A 14,969-nucleotide genomic window follows, 5' to 3' on the forward strand; every position below is an offset into this window, starting at 1 on the left:
CCTCAAGGTGGGAAATTGCCGCCACGGTACGGGCCCGCCCGCGCGACAATAAGTAGGCGGGCGGCAAAATACATTTGAGCAAAACGCACGAATCCCCTCTCGATTGTTGCAATAGACTTTTCGATCACCTTTTTGAGATCCCGCCCATGACCGCACCCGTAGGCTTCATCCTCCACGCCAAGACCCGTCCCGAAAAGGCCGCCGACTTCGAGGCGCTGTTTCGTGCCTACGTCGAGCCCAGCCGACAGGAACCGGGCTGCATCGAGTACCACATGCTGCGCGACCAGCAAGACCCCACGCTGTTTATCTTTTATGAGATCTGGGCTTCGCAGGCCGCGCTGGACGAGCATTCCGGCCTGGCGCACATGAAGCAGTTCCATGACCAGCGCATGACGTACCTGGAGCGGGATTTCGACATTCGTGCCATCGAGATGCTCAGCCCGTCGTCGGCTAGCCGCTGATCAGCAAATGGCCGCCGAGCGAGGCCATGCCGATAAAAAACACGCGCTTGAACACCGCGGCGCTGATGCGCTGGCGCAGCACCTGGCCCAGCCACATCCCCAGCAGCGCCGGGATCAGCGCCAGCAGCGAGGCATTGAGCTCGCCGCCGCCCAGGTTGCCGCGCCAGAACAGGCCCGCCGCCAGGGCCAGGGTGGACACGGTAAAAGACAGGCCCAGCGCCTGCACCAGTTGATCGCGATTGAGCCCCAGTGCTTGCAGGTACGGCACCGCCGGAATCACGAACACGCCGGTGGCCGAGGTGACGAGCCCCGTGACCAGGCCGCACAACGGGCCCAGCCAACGCTCGGTGGCCGGGGCCACCGTAAAGGTGGGCAGTAGCAACCCGGTCAAGGCATACAGCAACAACGCGGCGCCCAGCGCGTGAACCACCCACGCCCCGCCCTCCATGCCCAGCCACAGGCTGCCCAGGCCCGTGCCGAGAAAAATCAGCACCAGCATCGGCCACAGGCGCCGGGCCAACAGCCTCAAGTGGCCGCCGAATGCCAGTTGCCACAGGTTGGTGACGGTGGACGGAATGATCAATAACGCCGCAGCCTGCGCCGGTAGCATAGCCAGACCGAGCAGGCCCATGGCGACGGTGGGCAGGCCCAGGCCGATCACGCCCTTGACCGCGCCAGCCAGCACAAAGGTGCCGATCACCAGCAGGGTCAGGACAGGTCCGAGGTGGTGGTAAAAGCCAAGTAAGGTCGTCATGGGGTGATTCTGCGGGTTTGCTCCAGGGTTGAACATTCGCCATATACTGAGCCAGCCTCTTGTCTAGCAAGAGGCTGTCACCGTCATCGCGAGTACGCCCGCGCCCTGCCGTGGGTGTGTCACACCTTAAAACCTTGGGTAACCGCCATGCACTTCGACCTGACCGACCTGCGCCTGTACCTGCACATTCTCGACAGCGGCAACATCACCGCAGGCGCCGCGCGCAGCCATTTGTCCCTGGCCGCCGCCAGTGCGCGCATCCGGGCGATGGAGGCCTCGCTGGGCACGGCCTTTCTCGAGCGTGGCCGCCGGGGCGTCACGCCCACCGTCGCGGGCAAGGCCCTGGCCCGCCATGCGCGGTTGTTGTTGCAGCAGACCGAACGCCTGCAACACGACCTCGCCGAATACGCCCACGGCGTCAAAGGCCAGGTGCGCCTGTTGTGCAACACCACCGCACTGAGCGAATACCTGCCCGAGTTGCTGGCGGACTTTCTGCACGGGCACCCCCACCTCGACATCGACCTGTTGGAACTGCCCAGCCTGCGCATCACCCATGCCTTGCGCCAGGGCACGGCGGACCTGGGCATTATCTCTGACGCGGTAGACACCCACGGCCTGCAAACCCTGCCCTTTCGCGACGACCCACTGGTGCTGATCGCGCCACGCGACCACCCGCTGGCAAGCGGCCCGGCCAGTTTTATCCACAGTTTGCAGTACGACTTCGTGGGCCTGGCGGCCAACAGCGCGCTGGCGGTGTACCTGGAGGAACAGGCGCTGCACGCAGGTTTTCGTTTGCAGACGCGCATCCGCGCACACGGCTTTGACGGCGTGATCCGCATGGTCGCCCGCGGCGCCGGGCTGGGGATCGTGCCGCAGGCCGCCCTGGACCGCGGGCCGTTGGCGCACAGCCTTCACGCCCACCCGCTGAGCGAGGACTGGGCCCGGCGCACGCTGCTGCTGTGCGCACGGGCGTTCGACCAACTGCCCGGGTATGCCAACGCCTTGGTCGACGCCTTGGCGATGCCTCCGGCGAAAACCGCGTAACGCGAAGGCTCAGGTGACGCTGTTGCGCACCTTGAATTGCGGCTGGTCCCAAGTGTTCTGGTCGAGGATCTCGGCCAGGATCTCCACGGCGTCCCACACCTCGGTAAAGCGCGTGTACAGCGGGGTAAAACCAAAGCGCATGATGCGCGGCTCGCGGTAGTCACCGATCACGCCCCGGGCGATCAAGGCCTGGATAACCGCATACCCGTGCGGGTGTTCAAAGCTCACATGGCTGCCCCGCCGGGCATGCTCACGCGGGGTGATCAGGACCAGGCCGTGGGCGGCGCAGCGCGACGCCACCTGCGCGATGAACAGGTCGGTCAGCGCCAGGGATTTTTTGCGCAGGGCGGCCATGTCGGTCTGGGCAAAAATCTCCAGGCCGCACTCCACCATCGCCAGCGAGGTGATCGGCTGCGTACCGCACAGGTAGCGGGCAATGCCTTGACCCGGCGCATAGTGGGGCTGCATCTCAAACGGGCGGCGGTGGCCGAACCAGCCCGACAACGGCTGGCGCGCCACGTCCACCAGCGCCGGGTTGACCCACACGAACGCCTGCGAACCGGGGCCGCCATTGAGGTATTTGTAGGTGCAACCGACGGCGTAGTCGGCGCCCGCCTGATGCAGGTCGATCGGCACCGCGCCCGCCGAATGTGCCAGGTCCCAGATCACCAGCGCGCCGCATTCATGGCTCAACGCAGTGACGGCCTGCATGTCGTGCAGGTAGCCGGTCTTGTAGTTGACGTGGGTGAGCATCACCACCGCCGTGTCAGCGTCGATCGCTTGCACCACCTCGTCCGGGCTGTTCACCAGGCGCAGGGCATAGCCCTGTTGCAGCAACTCGGCCAGGCCCTCGGCGATGTACAGGTCGGTGGGGAAATTACTCGCCTCGCTGACGATCACCTTGCGCTGCGGCTGGCGTTGGCGCTGCACGGTCAACGCGGCGCTGAGCACCTTGAACAGGTTGATGGAGGTGGTGTCGGTGATCACCACTTCCCCTTCGCCCGCGCCGATCAGCGGGGCCAGGCGGTCACCCAGCCGTTGCGACAGGTCGGCCCAGCCGGCGCTGTTCCAACTGCGAATCAGGCCGTTGCCCCACTCCTGCGCAATGACCGCCTGCGCCCGCGCCAGCGCCGCCACCGGGCGGGCCCCCAGGGAGTTGCCGTCGAGGTAGATCACGCCGTCGGGCAAGGCGAATTGTGCGCGCAACGGCGCCAGCGGATCCTGGGCGTCGAGGGCTTGGCAGTGGGGGCGAGAGGTCATGTCGGTCCTGTTTTTATGCGTGACGATGGCCTCAATAATGAACGAAGCTTTAGAGAATTTTCGTGCAAAGTGCCGCGCAAAAGGCTAATTAAGCCGTAGAAAATTCGACGTTACCTTCCAAAAACAGGGATTTGTTCTAAGCATGATTCTCGACGCCACGGACCTGCGCCTCCTGCATTTCTTGCAACAGGACGGCCGCATCAGCAACCAGGAACTCGCCGAAAAAGTCGCCCTGTCCCCCTCGGCCTGCCTGCGCCGCCTGCGCCTGTTGGAGAGCGAAGGCATCATCAGCGGCTACCGCGCGGTGCTCAATGCCGAACAGTTGGGGATCGAGCTTGAGGCCATCGTGCACCTGTCACTGAGGCAGGACGTGGAGGACTGGCACGAGACGTTTATCAAGAAGGTGCAGGGCTGGCCGGAGGTGGCCAGCGCCTACGTGATCACCGGCGCGAGCAATTACGTGTTGCGGGTGCAGGCGCGCAACTTGAAGCATTTTTCTGACTTCATCGTGAACCACCTCAACCGCACGGCGGGGGTCATGGATATCCGCTCGGAGATCGTGCTGCAAAAGATCAAGGACCGCGACGAAGTGCTGGACCTGGTCATCCGCAAATAACCCCGCGCCAGGTGCGGGTCAGCCTTCGAGGGCGCGCACGCGCGGCTGGCGTGTTTGCTCCACGGGCGCTGCGGCCGATTGCAGCTCGAAGTCAAAGTCGATCTGCGCAAACCGGCCTTCCACGCCAAATTCCCGCGCCAGTTGCGGGTCGTCGCTGAAGCGAATCTGCGCGATCAATTCGTCACGCGTGGCATAGGCAAAATCGTCATGCAGGTAGGGGTCGTCCGACAGGTTGATTTGCGTGGTCAGGTGCCGATACCCCGGCGCCGAAATAAAGAAGTGAATGTGCGCCGGCCGCTGCCCGTGGCGGCCCAACTGGTCGAGCAGTTGCTGGGTGGAGCCGGTCGGCGGGCAGCCGTAGCCCGACGGCACGATACTGCGAAAGCGGTAGTTGCCCTGGGCGTCGGTTTCGATGCGCCGGCGCAGGTTGAATGCGGACTGCGTGCTGTCGAACCACGAATAGGTGCCGCCACTGTTGGCCTGCCACACGTCCACAATCGCCCCCGCCAACGGCGTGCCATCGGGGCCCCGCACCTGACCGCGCATGAACAGCGGCAGCGCTGCGTCCTGCCCGTCGTCCAGCCGCGCCTCAAACCGGGACAGCGGCGCACCCGCCACATACAACGGGCCCTCGATGGTGCGCGGCGTGCCGCCGGTCTTGCCGGCCTGCGCGTCGGCGGCGTCCATCAACATGTCCAGGTAATGCTCAAGGCCCAGGCCTGCGGCGAGCAGCCCGGCTTCCTGGTTCTTGCCCAGCTCGTTGAGGTAGTTGACCGCCTTCCAGAACTCTTCGGGGGTCACCTCCAAATCTTCGATGAGGTTGACCGTGTCCCGCAGGATCCGGTAGATCAGCGCCTTGGCCCGTGGGTTGCCGCCGTCATTGAAATGGCCGCTGGCTTGTTCGAGAAACCGCTGGGCATGGGCTGTCTGGGAAAGTCGGATGGACATGGGGCATTCCTCATCTTGTCGTTATGGGGCTGGAATCAGGCTCAGCGATCGTCGGCATGGATCGACGAAGGGTGTCGGCACAGGGCATCCACTTCGAGGGTCATGTAGGGGAACAGCGGCAATTGCATCAGCACATCGTGCAGTTCCTGCACGCTGCCCACGTCAAACACGCTGTAGTTGGCGTAGTGCCCGGCGATGCGCCACAGGTGGCGCCATTTGCCCTGCGCCTGCAGGTGGTGCGCCAGGGCTTTTTCCTCGGCCTTGAGGGCTGCGGCGCGCTCGGGGTCCATGTCGACGGGCAGGTTCACGGTCATTTTTACGTGGAACAACATCGCAGGCGTCCTCGGGTCATTGGTCACGGCTGAAGAACGCCAGGCGCTCTTCATCGATCGCCAGGCCCAGGCCCGGCGCATGGGAGAGGTGCAATTCAAAATCGCGGTACAGCGGCGGCTCGGCCAGGATGTCTTCGGTCAGCAGCAGCGGGCCGAACAGCTCGGTGCCCCACGCCAGGGTGTCCAGCGTGAGGAACGCATGGGCCGACGCCAGCGTGCCGATCCCGCCCTCCAGCATGGTGCCGCCGTACAGGCCGATGCCCGCCGCCTGCGCAATCGCCGCCGTACGCAGGACCGCGCGCGGGCCGCCGTTCTTGGCGATCTTGAGGGCAAACACCGAGGCCGCGCCTTCGCGGGCCAGGTTGAAGGCGTCTTCGACACATTCGATGGACTCGTCCGCCATGATCGGTGCCGGGCTGGCCAGGTTGAGCCGCGCCATGCCTGCGCGGTTGTGGCGCGAGATGGGCTGCTCGATCAGGTCGACGCCCTGCTCGCCCAGCACCTTGCAGGCACGCAGTGCCACGGCTTCGTCCCACGCCTGGTTAACGTCCACCCGCACGCTGGCGCGCTCGCCCAGGGCTTTTTTGATGGCGATGACGTGGGCCAGGTCGCGCTCGGCTTCACCGGCGCCGATCTTCAGTTTGAAGACGCGGTGGCGGCGCAGGTCGAGCATCTGTTCGGCCTCGGCGATGTCTTTTCCGGTGTTGCCGCTGGCCAGGGTCCAGGCCACCGGCAACGCGTCACGCACGCGCCCGCCGAGCAGTTCGCTCACTGGCAGGTTGAGGCGTTTGCCCAGGGCGTCGAGCAAGGCGGTTTCCACGCCCGACTTGGCGAACGTATTGCCGCGAATACTGCGCTCCAGGCGCCGCATGGCGGCGTTGATGTTGCTGGCGTCCTGGCCGATGAGCAGCGGTGCAACGTGCCGGTCGATGTTGACCTTGATGCTGTCGGGGCTTTCGTTGCCGTAGCTCAGCCCGCCGATGGTGGTGGCCTCGCCAATGCCTTCGATACCGTCGGCGCAGCGGATGCGGATGATCACCAGCGTCTGCTTTTGCAAGGTGTGCATCGCCAGCGTGTGCGGGCGAATGGTGGGGAGGTCGACAATGACGGTGTCGATCGACTCGATGGCGCAAATCGGCATGGTGATACCCGCTGGGTTCTTTGTAGGGTTTGGCCGATTCTGCTCCCCCTGCTTTTGCGCTACCAATATAGAATGGGTCTTGAACAATACCTGTAAGGTATCAAGGGAGGTTTCATGGAGTTGCGTCACCTGCGGTATTTCCAAGTGCTGGCTCAAACCCTCAACTTCACCCGCGCCGCCGAGCGCCTGCACATCGCCCAGCCGCCGTTGAGTCGCCAGATCCAGCAACTGGAAGACGAGCTGGGGGTGCTGTTGCTTGAACGCGGTCGCCCGTTGCGGCTCACCGAAGCCGGGCGATTTTTTTATGAGCACGCCACTGTGTTGCTCGAACAACTGGGCAAGGCCTGTGACAACACCCGCCGCATCGGCCTGGGGCAAAAGACCTGGCTGGGCATCGGCTTTGCGCCGTCGACCTTGTATGGCGTGTTGCCGGAGCTGATCCGCCGCCTGCGCAGCCATGAGTCGCTGGAACTGGAGTTGGGCTTGTCGGAAATGACCACCTTGCAGCAGGTGGACGCGCTCAAGGCCGGGCGGATCGACGTGGGCTTCGGGCGCATTCGCATCGACGACCCGGCCATCGTGCAGCGGGTATTGGTGCAAGACCGGCTGGTGGCTGTGTTGCCCGCTGGCCATGCGTTGCTCGGCGCCCCGGCGACGCTCGCGCAATTGGCCGCGCAGCCGTTTGTGCTGTACCCCGGCAACCCACGGCCCAGTTATGCCGACCATGTGATCGCGCTGTTCGATGCCCACGGGCTGAGCCTTAACGTGGCGCAATGGACCAACGAACTGCAGACCGCCATCGGGCTGGTGGGCGCCGGGATGGGCGTGACGCTGGTGCCCGCCTCGGTGCAAGTGCTGCACCGGGCCGACATCGGTTACACGCCAGTGGTGGAAACCACTGCGACCTCGCCGATCATCCTGAGCCGACGCGTGCACGACCAATCGCCGGGCCTCAGCCATTGCCTGCAACTGGTCGACGCGCTGATCGCACAGGCATAGGGTCAGCCACTGCGCCTGCGCCGGGCGTCGTGGCGCTGCAAGGTCTGGCTGGGGGACTCGTCGAACAGTTGGCGGTACTGCGCCGAAAACCGCCCCAGGTGGGTAAAGCCCCACGCCAGGGCGATCTCGGAAATGGTGCGGGTGGTGCCCTGCTCCAGGATCGCCTGGCGCACGGCACTCAAGCGGTGCTTCTTCAAATACGCCATTGGCGACAACGCAAAGTACTTCCTGAACGCATCAAACAGCTTGAACCGCGACACCCCCGCCGCCGCTTCCAGGTCTTCCAGGTGCACGGCCTCGCGTGCATGTTCGTGCAGGTACTGCCGCGCGCGGATCAGGTAATGCGGCAACTTCACTCCCAGCACGCCGCGCAGTTCTTCGGAGTAGTTGTTGGGCTGGGCCAGGATCAGCCCCTTGATCAACGCGCCTTCAAGGTCGCGGGTAAACGCCGCCTGCTCGTACAGCTCGCTGCCGCACGCCAGCTCTGCGATGAAATAACGCGCCATGCGCCACCACGACGCAGAGGCGCCGTCCACGGCGTCCATCACCGCCTCGAAACGCAGCGGCGCGTCGAAGGGCCGTTGCAACAGGCCTTCGAGCGATTCGCTCATCGCCGCTGCCGTGATCACCACCTGCAATTTGCGACAGTCTGCGGAGATCGCCAGCAACTGGTTTTCGTGGGGTGAAATGATCACGCCCTGGTCGCGATTGGAGCTCAGGCGTTCGCCGCCCCTGTTCAGCTCCTGCTCGCCCACCAGGGGCAGGCTCAGGCTGTAGCTGCTGAAGTGCTCGGCGTCTTCGATGTCGATGGTCACCTCGGTGCCGTACTCGATGACGCCCAGCGTGGTCGCCCGGGACTTGAACACATTGGCGCTGTGATGAAAGCGAATGCGCTCAGGCGTGGCGGTGGTCAGGCTATGGGGCCCGCAGATGCCGGACATCCAGCTGCGGGCGCCTTCAAGGTCGAAACGGTCGATCCGGATGTCGCGTGTTTGGCTACTCATCAGGGGCACCCACGGCGGTTATGACCAGCGCGCTCTGGCGGCGCGTGCGGTAGAACAAGGCAAGTTTTACGCCACGCCCACCGCAATGCCACTGGGTGGATAACAACCGTCGATTAAGTGGATAAACCCGTAGCCGTGGCCCTGCCTGCCGTGCAAGACAGTAGCCCACCGCGCACCGGCGTGGGTATTTCCTGCCCAACTTTGCGGCCCGTATTGCCCCACTAAGCGGATAGCCCGCCGCCCGCCGCACCGCCTCTAATGAGGCACCGATTAGCCACAACACAAGGTGCCTCCCATGAGTGGTGCAAGAAGCGTCGAGCAGTGGAAAAGCTTTATCGAAGGCTGCCTGGATTTTCGCCCGGCAGACGCAGTGTTCCGCATCGCCCGGGACATGTTCACGCAACCGCAGCTGTTCGACCTGGAGATGGAACTGATCTTTGAAAAGAACTGGATCTACGCCTGCCACGAAAGCGAGCTGGCCAACCCCCATGACTTTGTAACGATGCGCGCCGGGCGCCAGCCGATGATCATCACCCGTGACGGCGAGGGCCGGCTCAACGCGTTGATCAACGCCTGCCAACACCGCGGCACCACCCTGACCCGCGTGGGCAAGGGCAACCAGTCCACCTTCACCTGCCCCTTCCACGCCTGGTGCTACAAGAGCGATGGGCGGCTGGTGAAGGTCAAGGCGCCGGGGGAATACCCCGAAGGGTTCGACAAGGCCACGCGCGGCCTGAAAAAGGCGCGCATCGAGAGCTACAAGGGCTTTGTGTTCATCAGCCTGGACGTGCACGGCACCGATCACCTGGAAGACTTCCTGGGCGACGCCAAAGTGTTTTTCGACATGATGGTGGCCCAGTCCGCCACCGGCGAGCTGGAGGTGCTGCCGGGCAAGTCCGCCTACACCTACGACGGCAACTGGAAACTGCAGAACGAAAACGGCCTGGACGGTTATCACGTGAGCACCGTGCACTACAACTACGTGGCCACGGTGCAGCATCGCCAACAGGTCAACAGCGAAAACGGCAGCGCCTCCAGCTCGACCCTGGACTACAGCAAGCTCGGCGCCGGTGATGCCGACACCGATGACGGCTGGTTTGCCTTTAACAACGGCCACAGCTTGTTGTTCAGCGACATGCCCAACCCCGCCGTCCGCTCGGGCTACGCCACCATCATGCCGCGCCTGGTGGCCGAGCACGGCCAGCCAAAGGCCGAATGGATGATGCACCGACTGCGCAACCTCAACGTGTACCCCAGCCTGTTTTTTCTCGACCAGATCAGCTCCCAACTGCGCATCATCCGCCCGCTGGCGTGGAACAAGACCGAGATCATCAGCCAGTGCCTGGGGGTGAAAAACGAGTCCGACGCCGACCGCGAAAACCGCATCCGCCAGTTCGAGGACTTCTTCAACGTGTCCGGCATGGGCACCCCTGATGACCTAGTGGAGTTTCGCGAAGCCCAGCGGGGTTTTCAGGGCCGCCTGGAGCGCTGGAGCGACATCTCCCGGGGCAGCCACCGCTGGGCCACCGGCCCCACCCGCAACAGCGAAACTCTGGGCATTGCACCGGCCATGACCGGCACCGAGTTCACCCACGAAGGCCTCTATGTGAACCAGCACCGCCACTGGCAAAAATGCCTGCTCGATGGTCTGAACCGCCAGGCCCTGGCCCTGCGGGAGGTGGAGTAATGGACGCGCAACTGCAGTATCGGATCGAGCAATTCTTTTACCGCAAGTCCGCGCTGTGCGACGCCCAGGACTGGGACGCCTATGTGCAGCTGTTCGACCCCCACAGCGAATTCCACCTGCCGCAATGGGACGCCGAACACGTCTACACCCGCGATCCCAAGCGCGAGATGTCGCTGATCTACTACGCCAACCGTTCGGGCCTGGAAGACCGCGTCTTCCGCCTGCGCACCGGCAAGGCCGCCTCCGCCACGCCGATGCCGCGCACGCTGCATCAGATCAACAACGTGCGCATCGCCGAGCAGGCCGACGGCACGCTTGAGGTCAAGCTCAACTGGCACACGCTGTATTACCGCCTGGCCACGTCAGAGCAGTTCTACGGCCATGCCACGTACGCGTTGAAGCCGTCGGGGGACAGTTGGGTGATCACCCGCAAGCACGTGCTGCTGCTCAACGACACCATCAATTCGGTGCTGGATTTCTATCACCTCTGACCCCCGCTTTCGGGAAAACACTCTGGTTGAATAAGCGGGACCCTCACATGAATCACAAAGTGGCTTTCAGTTTTGCCGACGGCAAGACCCTGTTTTTCCCCGTGGGCGCGGGCGAGATCCTGCTGGATGCGGCGCTGCGCAACGGCATCAAGATCCCGCTGGATTGCCGCGAAGGCGTGTGCGGCACGTGCCAGGGCCGCTGCGAGTCGGGCGACTACACCCAGGATTATGTCGATGACGAGGCCCTCTCCCGCCTCGACTTGCAGCAACGCAAGATGCTCAGTTGCCAGACGCGGGTACAGTCCGACGCGGCGTTTTACTTCGACTTCGACTCCAGCCAGTGCAACGCCCCGGGGCCGGTGCAGGTGCGCGGCACGGTCAGCCAGGTGCGGCAGGTGTCGGACAGCACGGCGATGCTCTACCTGCAACTGGCGCAGCCGCTGGACTTTTTGCCCGGCCAATACGCCCGCGTGGCGGTGCCGGGCACGGACAGCTGGCGCGCGTACTCGTTTGCCAACCTGCCCGGCCAGCGTGTGCAGTTTTTGATCCGCCTGCTGCCCGGCGGCGTGATGAGCGACTACCTGCGCGAACGCTGCCAGGTCGGCGACGCGGTATTGCTGGAGGCGCCGCTGGGAGCGTTCTACCTGCGGCACGTGAGCCGCCCGTTGGTGCTGGTGGCGGGCGGCACCGGGTTGTCGGCGCTGCTGGGCATGCTCGACGGGCTGGCGGCGAACGGCTGTGATCAGCCGGTGCATTTGTATTACGGCGTGCGGGGCGCGGCGGACCTGTGCGAGGCCGAGCGCATCGCAGCCTATGGGCAAACGATCGCGGGTTTTCGCTACACCCAGGTGCTGAGCGACCCGCCACCCGACTGGCCGGGCAAGCGCGGCTACCTCACCGAGCATTTCGACCTGGCCGAATTGCGGGACAGTTCGGCGGATATGTACGTGTGCGGGCCGCCTGCGATGGTCGAATCCATCAAGCAATGGCTGCTGAATCAGGCACTTGATGGCGTTCAGCTGTATTACGAAAAGTTCACCGAGAGTACTATCTGAGCCCTCGGCAAGTGTGAGGGGCTGGTGCGGCGTGCAATCAACCCTGACAACAACCAGTAGAAGGGACTGTTAATGGCGGATGACATGGTTAACCCGGTGGGCCTCAAGCGAGGCCTGAAGAACCGGCATATTCAGCTGATCGCCTTGGGAGGGGCGATTGGCACGGGGCTGTTCCTGGGCTCGGCAGGCGTGCTCAAGTCGGCGGGGCCGTCGATGATCCTGGGCTACGCGATCGCGGGGTTCATCGCCTTTTTGATCATGCGCCAGCTCGGCGAGATGATCGTGGAGGAGCCGGTGGCGGGCTCTTTCAGCCACTTCGCGCACAAGTACTGGAACGGTTATGCGGGGTTTCTCGCGGGCTGGAACTACTGGGTGCTGTACGTGCTGGTGGGCATGGCCGAGTTGACGGCGGTGGGCAAGTACATCCAGTTCTGGTGGCCCGAGGTGCCGACCTGGGTCAGCGCTGTGGTGTTCTTTGTGCTGGTCAACCTGATCAACACCTTCAACGTGAAATTCTTTGGCGAGACGGAGTTCTGGTTCGCGATCATCAAGGTGGTGGCGATTGTCGGCATGATCGTGCTCGGCTGCTACCTGCTGTTCAGCGGCGCCGCCGGCCCGCAGGCCTCGGTGAGCAACCTGTGGGACCACGGCGGGTTCTTCCCCAACGGTGGCACCGGGCTGTTGATGGCCATGGCGTTCATCATGTTCTCCTTTGGTGGCCTGGAGCTGGTGGGCATTACCGCAGCCGAAGCGAGCGAGCCGCGCAAGGTGATCCCCAAGGCGATCAACCAGGTGGTGTACCGCATCCTGATTTTCTACGTGGGCGCACTGACCGTGCTGCTGTCGCTGTACCCGTGGGACCAGATGCTGCAAACCCTTGGCGCGTCCGGCGATGCCTACAGCGGCAGCCCGTTCGTGCAGATCTTCTCGCTGATCGGCAACGACGCCGCCGCGCACATCCTCAACTTCGTGGTGCTGACCGCGGCGCTGTCGGTGTACAACAGCGGCGTGTACTGCAACAGCCGCATGCTCTACGGCCTGGCCGAGCAGGGCGACGCGCCCAAGGCGCTGATGAAACTCAACAAGCAAGGCGTACCGCTGCGGGCGCTGGGGATTTCGGCACTGGTGACGCTGCTGTGCGTGGTGATCAACTACGTCGCGCCGCATGACGCGCTGGAGTTGCTGTTCGCGCTGGTGGTGGCTTCGTTGATGATCAACTGGGCGTTGATCAGCCTGACGCACATCAAGTTTCGCAAGGCCATGGGTGAGCAAGGCGTGACGCCGTCGTTCAAGACGTTCTGGTTTCCGTTCAGCAACTACCTGTGCCTGGCGTTCATGGTGATGATCATCGGCGTGATGCTGGCGATTCCCGGCATCAACAAGTCGGTGTATGCGATCCCCGTGTGGCTGCTGATCATTTTTGTGGCGTACGGGCTACGCCGCAAAAAAGCCTGACGCCGTTTCGCTCGTTCCCACGCCTGGCCTGGGAACGAGCAAGGCCGCGCTCAGAGCGATGAGCGCACGCGCCACAGTTCAGGGAACAGCACGGTGTCGAGCATCTTGCGCAGGTAACCCACGCCCTCGGTGCCGCCGGTGCCGGGCTGGAAGCCAATGATGCGCTCCACCGTGGTCACATGGCGAAAGCGCCATTGGCGGAACGAGTCTTCCAGGTCGATGAATTTTTCGGCCAACTGGTACAAATCCCAATAGCGGCCCGGGTCGCGATACACCTCGCGCCACGCGGCTTCCACCGAGTCATCGTGAACGGTGGGCGCCTTGGGGTCGCGCGCGGCGCGCTGCGGGTCGATGCTCAGGCCCGCCTTGGCCATCAGGTTGATCGCCTCGTCGTACAGCGACGGCGTGGCGATGGCCACCTGCAACTCTTCGAGCGATTGCGGCCGATGAGCATGGGGCCGCAACAGCGCCGGATTCTTGTTGCCAAGGATGAATTCGATCTCACGGTACTGAAACGACTGGAAGCCCGAGGACTGGCCAAGGAACGGGCGAATCGCCTTGTACTCCGACGGCGTCATGGTCGCCAGCACGGCCCAGGCATGCACCAGTTGATCGAAGATGCGCGACACCCGCGCCAGCATCTTGAACGCCGGTGGCAGCTCGCCCAGACGCACGTGTTCGCGGGCGGCCTTGAGTTCGTGCAGCATCAGTTTCATCCACAGCTCCGAGGTCTGGTGCTGGATGATAAAGAGCATTTCGTTGTGGTCCGGTGACAGCGGGTGCTGGGCGCTGAGGACTTTTCCCAGGTCCAGATAGTCGCCGTAGCTCATGGCCTCGGAAAAATTCAGCTCGGCGTCATGCCACTCTTCCGGCGGCGAGTAATCGGGGGAAAAAGGGCACTGGCTCATCGCGTGGGCTCCTTGAGCGAGCGGAGGATGGCCCGGACCGGGCTGGCATCGAGGTGGGCAAAACGCAGGGGCAGCGCGATCAACTCGTAATCGCCTTGGGGCACGTCGTCGAGGACGATGCCTTCCAGGATCGCCATGCCATGGCGGGCCACGGCGTTGTGCGACGCCATGGTCTTGGACTGCTGCGGGTCCAGGGACGGTGTGTCGATGCCGATCAGGCGCACGCCAAGGCTGGCCAGCAACTCGATGGTCTGCGGGGCGATGGCGGTGAAGTTCGGGTCCCAGGTGGTCAGCGGGGCCTGTTGATAAGTGCGCAGCAACACGCGCTCCGGCAGGTGGTGCAGGTGGCCTTCCAACTGCTGCGGCTGCACCAGCGCGCCGCTGCCCAGGCAATGGATCACCCGGCAAGGGCCCATGTACACATCCAACGGCACTTCACCAATGGGCGCGCCGTCGGCGCTGTAGTGCAGCGGCGCATCCACGTGGGCACCGGTGTGCGGCGACAAGGTAATGCGCCCGACATTCACCGGGCACTGCGGGCCCAACTGCCACACGCGTTCTTCCTGGAACGGCGTGTCCCCGGGCCAGGTCGGGGTGGCAGTGCTCAAGGGCGGGCTGATGTCCCACCACGTTTTTATTGGGTTCATTGGAAAGCTCTCGGCGTTTACTGGGGGAATGATACGAGGGCCAGGCGTGAATATTCTTGCGAACTCCGGCGTCAGACGGGAAACCTTTCGCACTTACTGCGAAGAAACGGTCGAGGGTGTCAGAAATTTTGTGTTCGGGCATAACATGAGTAAGAGGTGCATATATG

General features: G+C 63.8%; 16 protein-coding genes. 8 read left to right on the forward strand and 8 right to left on the reverse strand.

Annotation, left to right across the window (positions count from 1 at the left end):
• The first annotated feature begins 146 nt into the window (after positions 1 to 146).
• A complete protein-coding gene (locus tag ACW9H9_RS12910) occupies positions 147 to 461 on the forward strand; it encodes a putative quinol monooxygenase (RefSeq protein WP_457343585.1) in 315 nt (104 codons plus the stop codon).
• Here the strand turns inward: ACW9H9_RS12910 and ACW9H9_RS12915 are convergent.
• The gene (locus ACW9H9_RS12915) at positions 451 to 1,215 is read right to left on the reverse strand and encodes a sulfite exporter TauE/SafE family protein (RefSeq protein WP_457343586.1); all 765 of its coding nucleotides are present in this window, start codon (positions 1,213 to 1,215) and stop codon (positions 451 to 453) included. The two genes, ACW9H9_RS12910 and ACW9H9_RS12915, sit on opposite strands and share 11 nt — an antisense overlap.
• 147 nt (positions 1,216 to 1,362) lie before the next feature.
• On the opposite strand from ACW9H9_RS12915, the gene ACW9H9_RS12920 reads away from it, so the two are divergent.
• Positions 1,363 to 2,259, forward strand: a complete 897-nt coding sequence (locus tag ACW9H9_RS12920; RefSeq protein WP_457343587.1) for a LysR substrate-binding domain-containing protein — start codon at positions 1,363 to 1,365, stop codon at positions 2,257 to 2,259.
• 9 nt (positions 2,260 to 2,268) lie between these two features.
• Here ACW9H9_RS12920 and kynU read toward each other — a convergent pair whose 3' ends face one another.
• Positions 2,269 to 3,519: a kynureninase gene (gene kynU, locus ACW9H9_RS12925; protein ID WP_457343588.1), complete on the reverse strand. Its 1,251-nt coding sequence runs from the start codon at positions 3,517 to 3,519 to the stop codon at positions 2,269 to 2,271.
• A gap of 142 nt (positions 3,520 to 3,661) precedes the next feature.
• Here kynU and ACW9H9_RS12930 point away from each other — a divergent pair, with 142 nt between their 5' ends.
• Positions 3,662 to 4,135, forward strand: a complete 474-nt coding sequence (locus ACW9H9_RS12930) for an Lrp/AsnC family transcriptional regulator (RefSeq protein ID WP_016974903.1) — start codon at positions 3,662 to 3,664, stop codon at positions 4,133 to 4,135.
• 18 nt (positions 4,136 to 4,153) lie between these two features.
• On the opposite strand, the gene catA is transcribed toward ACW9H9_RS12930, so the two are convergent.
• The 3 genes from catA to ACW9H9_RS12945 are packed head-to-tail and all read right to left on the reverse strand — an operon-like array spanning position 4,154 to position 6,556.
• Entirely contained in the window at positions 4,154 to 5,083 is a 930-nt protein-coding gene (gene catA, locus ACW9H9_RS12935) for a catechol 1,2-dioxygenase (RefSeq protein WP_457343589.1), read from the reverse strand.
• Positions 5,084 to 5,124: 41 nt separating this feature from the next.
• Complete coding sequence (gene catC, locus ACW9H9_RS12940) at positions 5,125 to 5,415, reverse strand: muconolactone Delta-isomerase (RefSeq protein ID WP_457343590.1); 291 nt, start codon at positions 5,413 to 5,415, stop codon at positions 5,125 to 5,127.
• A 16-nt stretch (positions 5,416 to 5,431) separates the two neighbouring features.
• Positions 5,432 to 6,556, reverse strand: coding sequence for a muconate cycloisomerase family protein (locus tag ACW9H9_RS12945; protein ID WP_457343591.1), 1,125 nt, complete (start codon positions 6,554 to 6,556; stop codon positions 5,432 to 5,434).
• A 114-nt stretch (positions 6,557 to 6,670) separates the two neighbouring features.
• On the opposite strand from ACW9H9_RS12945, the gene ACW9H9_RS12950 reads away from it, so the two are divergent.
• On the forward strand, positions 6,671 to 7,555 hold the full coding sequence (locus ACW9H9_RS12950; RefSeq protein ID WP_457343592.1) for a LysR family transcriptional regulator: 885 nt from the start codon (positions 6,671 to 6,673) through the stop codon (positions 7,553 to 7,555).
• A 2-nt stretch (positions 7,556 to 7,557) separates the two neighbouring features.
• Here ACW9H9_RS12950 and ACW9H9_RS12955 read toward each other — a convergent pair whose 3' ends face one another.
• Positions 7,558 to 8,559 (reverse strand): AraC family transcriptional regulator, encoded by a 1,002-nt coding sequence (locus ACW9H9_RS12955; RefSeq protein WP_457343593.1) that lies wholly within the window; start codon positions 8,557 to 8,559, stop codon positions 7,558 to 7,560.
• Between the two features lie 295 nt (positions 8,560 to 8,854).
• Between ACW9H9_RS12955 and antA the strand changes: the two genes are divergently transcribed.
• From antA to ACW9H9_RS12975, 4 genes are all read left to right on the forward strand, one after another.
• Positions 8,855 to 10,246, forward strand: a complete 1,392-nt coding sequence (gene antA, locus ACW9H9_RS12960; RefSeq protein ID WP_457343594.1) for an anthranilate 1,2-dioxygenase large subunit — start codon at positions 8,855 to 8,857, stop codon at positions 10,244 to 10,246.
• Positions 10,246 to 10,737, forward strand: a complete 492-nt coding sequence (gene antB / locus ACW9H9_RS12965; protein WP_457343595.1) for an anthranilate 1,2-dioxygenase small subunit — start codon at positions 10,246 to 10,248, stop codon at positions 10,735 to 10,737. Before antA ends, antB begins: the two co-directional genes overlap by 1 nt.
• A gap of 47 nt (positions 10,738 to 10,784) precedes the next feature.
• Entirely contained in the window at positions 10,785 to 11,792 is a 1,008-nt protein-coding gene (antC, locus tag ACW9H9_RS12970; RefSeq protein ID WP_457343596.1) for an anthranilate 1,2-dioxygenase electron transfer component AntC, read from the forward strand.
• A 72-nt stretch (positions 11,793 to 11,864) separates the two neighbouring features.
• Positions 11,865 to 13,247 carry an amino acid permease gene (locus ACW9H9_RS12975; protein ID WP_457343597.1) on the forward strand — a complete coding sequence of 461 codons (1,383 nt, stop codon included), beginning with the start codon at positions 11,865 to 11,867 and terminating at the stop codon, positions 13,245 to 13,247.
• A gap of 50 nt (positions 13,248 to 13,297) precedes the next feature.
• Here ACW9H9_RS12975 and kynA read toward each other — a convergent pair whose 3' ends face one another.
• Both kynA and kynB read right to left on the reverse strand, forming a co-directional pair.
• Positions 13,298 to 14,155, reverse strand: coding sequence for a tryptophan 2,3-dioxygenase (kynA, locus tag ACW9H9_RS12980; protein WP_457343598.1), 858 nt, complete (start codon positions 14,153 to 14,155; stop codon positions 13,298 to 13,300).
• Positions 14,152 to 14,802 carry an arylformamidase gene (gene kynB, locus ACW9H9_RS12985; RefSeq protein ID WP_457343599.1) on the reverse strand — a complete coding sequence of 217 codons (651 nt, stop codon included), beginning with the start codon at positions 14,800 to 14,802 and terminating at the stop codon, positions 14,152 to 14,154. Before kynB ends, kynA begins: the two co-directional genes overlap by 4 nt.
• Positions 14,803 to 14,969: the final 167 nt, after the last annotated feature.

It is taken from the genome of Pseudomonas sp. SDO5215_S409 (genome assembly GCF_054071325.1).

What these genes read in the sequence shown, in the direction of transcription:
- ACW9H9_RS12910 (WP_457343585.1), top strand. Translation starts at nt 147, where the DNA reads ATGACCGCACCCGTAGGCTTCATCCTCCACGCCAAGACCCGTCCCGAA.
- ACW9H9_RS12915 (WP_457343586.1), bottom strand. Translation starts at nt 1,215, where the DNA reads ATGACGACCTTACTTGGCTTTTACCACCACCTCGGACCTGTCCTGACC.
- ACW9H9_RS12920 (WP_457343587.1), top strand. Translation starts at nt 1,363, where the DNA reads ATGCACTTCGACCTGACCGACCTGCGCCTGTACCTGCACATTCTCGAC.
- kynU (WP_457343588.1), bottom strand. Translation starts at nt 3,519, where the DNA reads ATGACCTCTCGCCCCCACTGCCAAGCCCTCGACGCCCAGGATCCGCTG.
- ACW9H9_RS12930 (WP_016974903.1), top strand. Translation starts at nt 3,662, where the DNA reads ATGATTCTCGACGCCACGGACCTGCGCCTCCTGCATTTCTTGCAACAG.
- catA (WP_457343589.1), bottom strand. Translation starts at nt 5,083, where the DNA reads ATGTCCATCCGACTTTCCCAGACAGCCCATGCCCAGCGGTTTCTCGAA.
- catC (WP_457343590.1), bottom strand. Translation starts at nt 5,415, where the DNA reads ATGTTGTTCCACGTAAAAATGACCGTGAACCTGCCCGTCGACATGGAC.
- ACW9H9_RS12945 (WP_457343591.1), bottom strand. Translation starts at nt 6,556, where the DNA reads ATGCCGATTTGCGCCATCGAGTCGATCGACACCGTCATTGTCGACCTC.
- ACW9H9_RS12950 (WP_457343592.1), top strand. Translation starts at nt 6,671, where the DNA reads ATGGAGTTGCGTCACCTGCGGTATTTCCAAGTGCTGGCTCAAACCCTC.
- ACW9H9_RS12955 (WP_457343593.1), bottom strand. Translation starts at nt 8,559, where the DNA reads ATGAGTAGCCAAACACGCGACATCCGGATCGACCGTTTCGACCTTGAA.
- antA (WP_457343594.1), top strand. Translation starts at nt 8,855, where the DNA reads ATGAGTGGTGCAAGAAGCGTCGAGCAGTGGAAAAGCTTTATCGAAGGC.
- antB (WP_457343595.1), top strand. Translation starts at nt 10,246, where the DNA reads ATGGACGCGCAACTGCAGTATCGGATCGAGCAATTCTTTTACCGCAAG.
- antC (WP_457343596.1), top strand. Translation starts at nt 10,785, where the DNA reads ATGAATCACAAAGTGGCTTTCAGTTTTGCCGACGGCAAGACCCTGTTT.
- ACW9H9_RS12975 (WP_457343597.1), top strand. Translation starts at nt 11,865, where the DNA reads ATGGCGGATGACATGGTTAACCCGGTGGGCCTCAAGCGAGGCCTGAAG.
- kynA (WP_457343598.1), bottom strand. Translation starts at nt 14,155, where the DNA reads ATGAGCCAGTGCCCTTTTTCCCCCGATTACTCGCCGCCGGAAGAGTGG.
- kynB (WP_457343599.1), bottom strand. Translation starts at nt 14,802, where the DNA reads ATGAACCCAATAAAAACGTGGTGGGACATCAGCCCGCCCTTGAGCACT.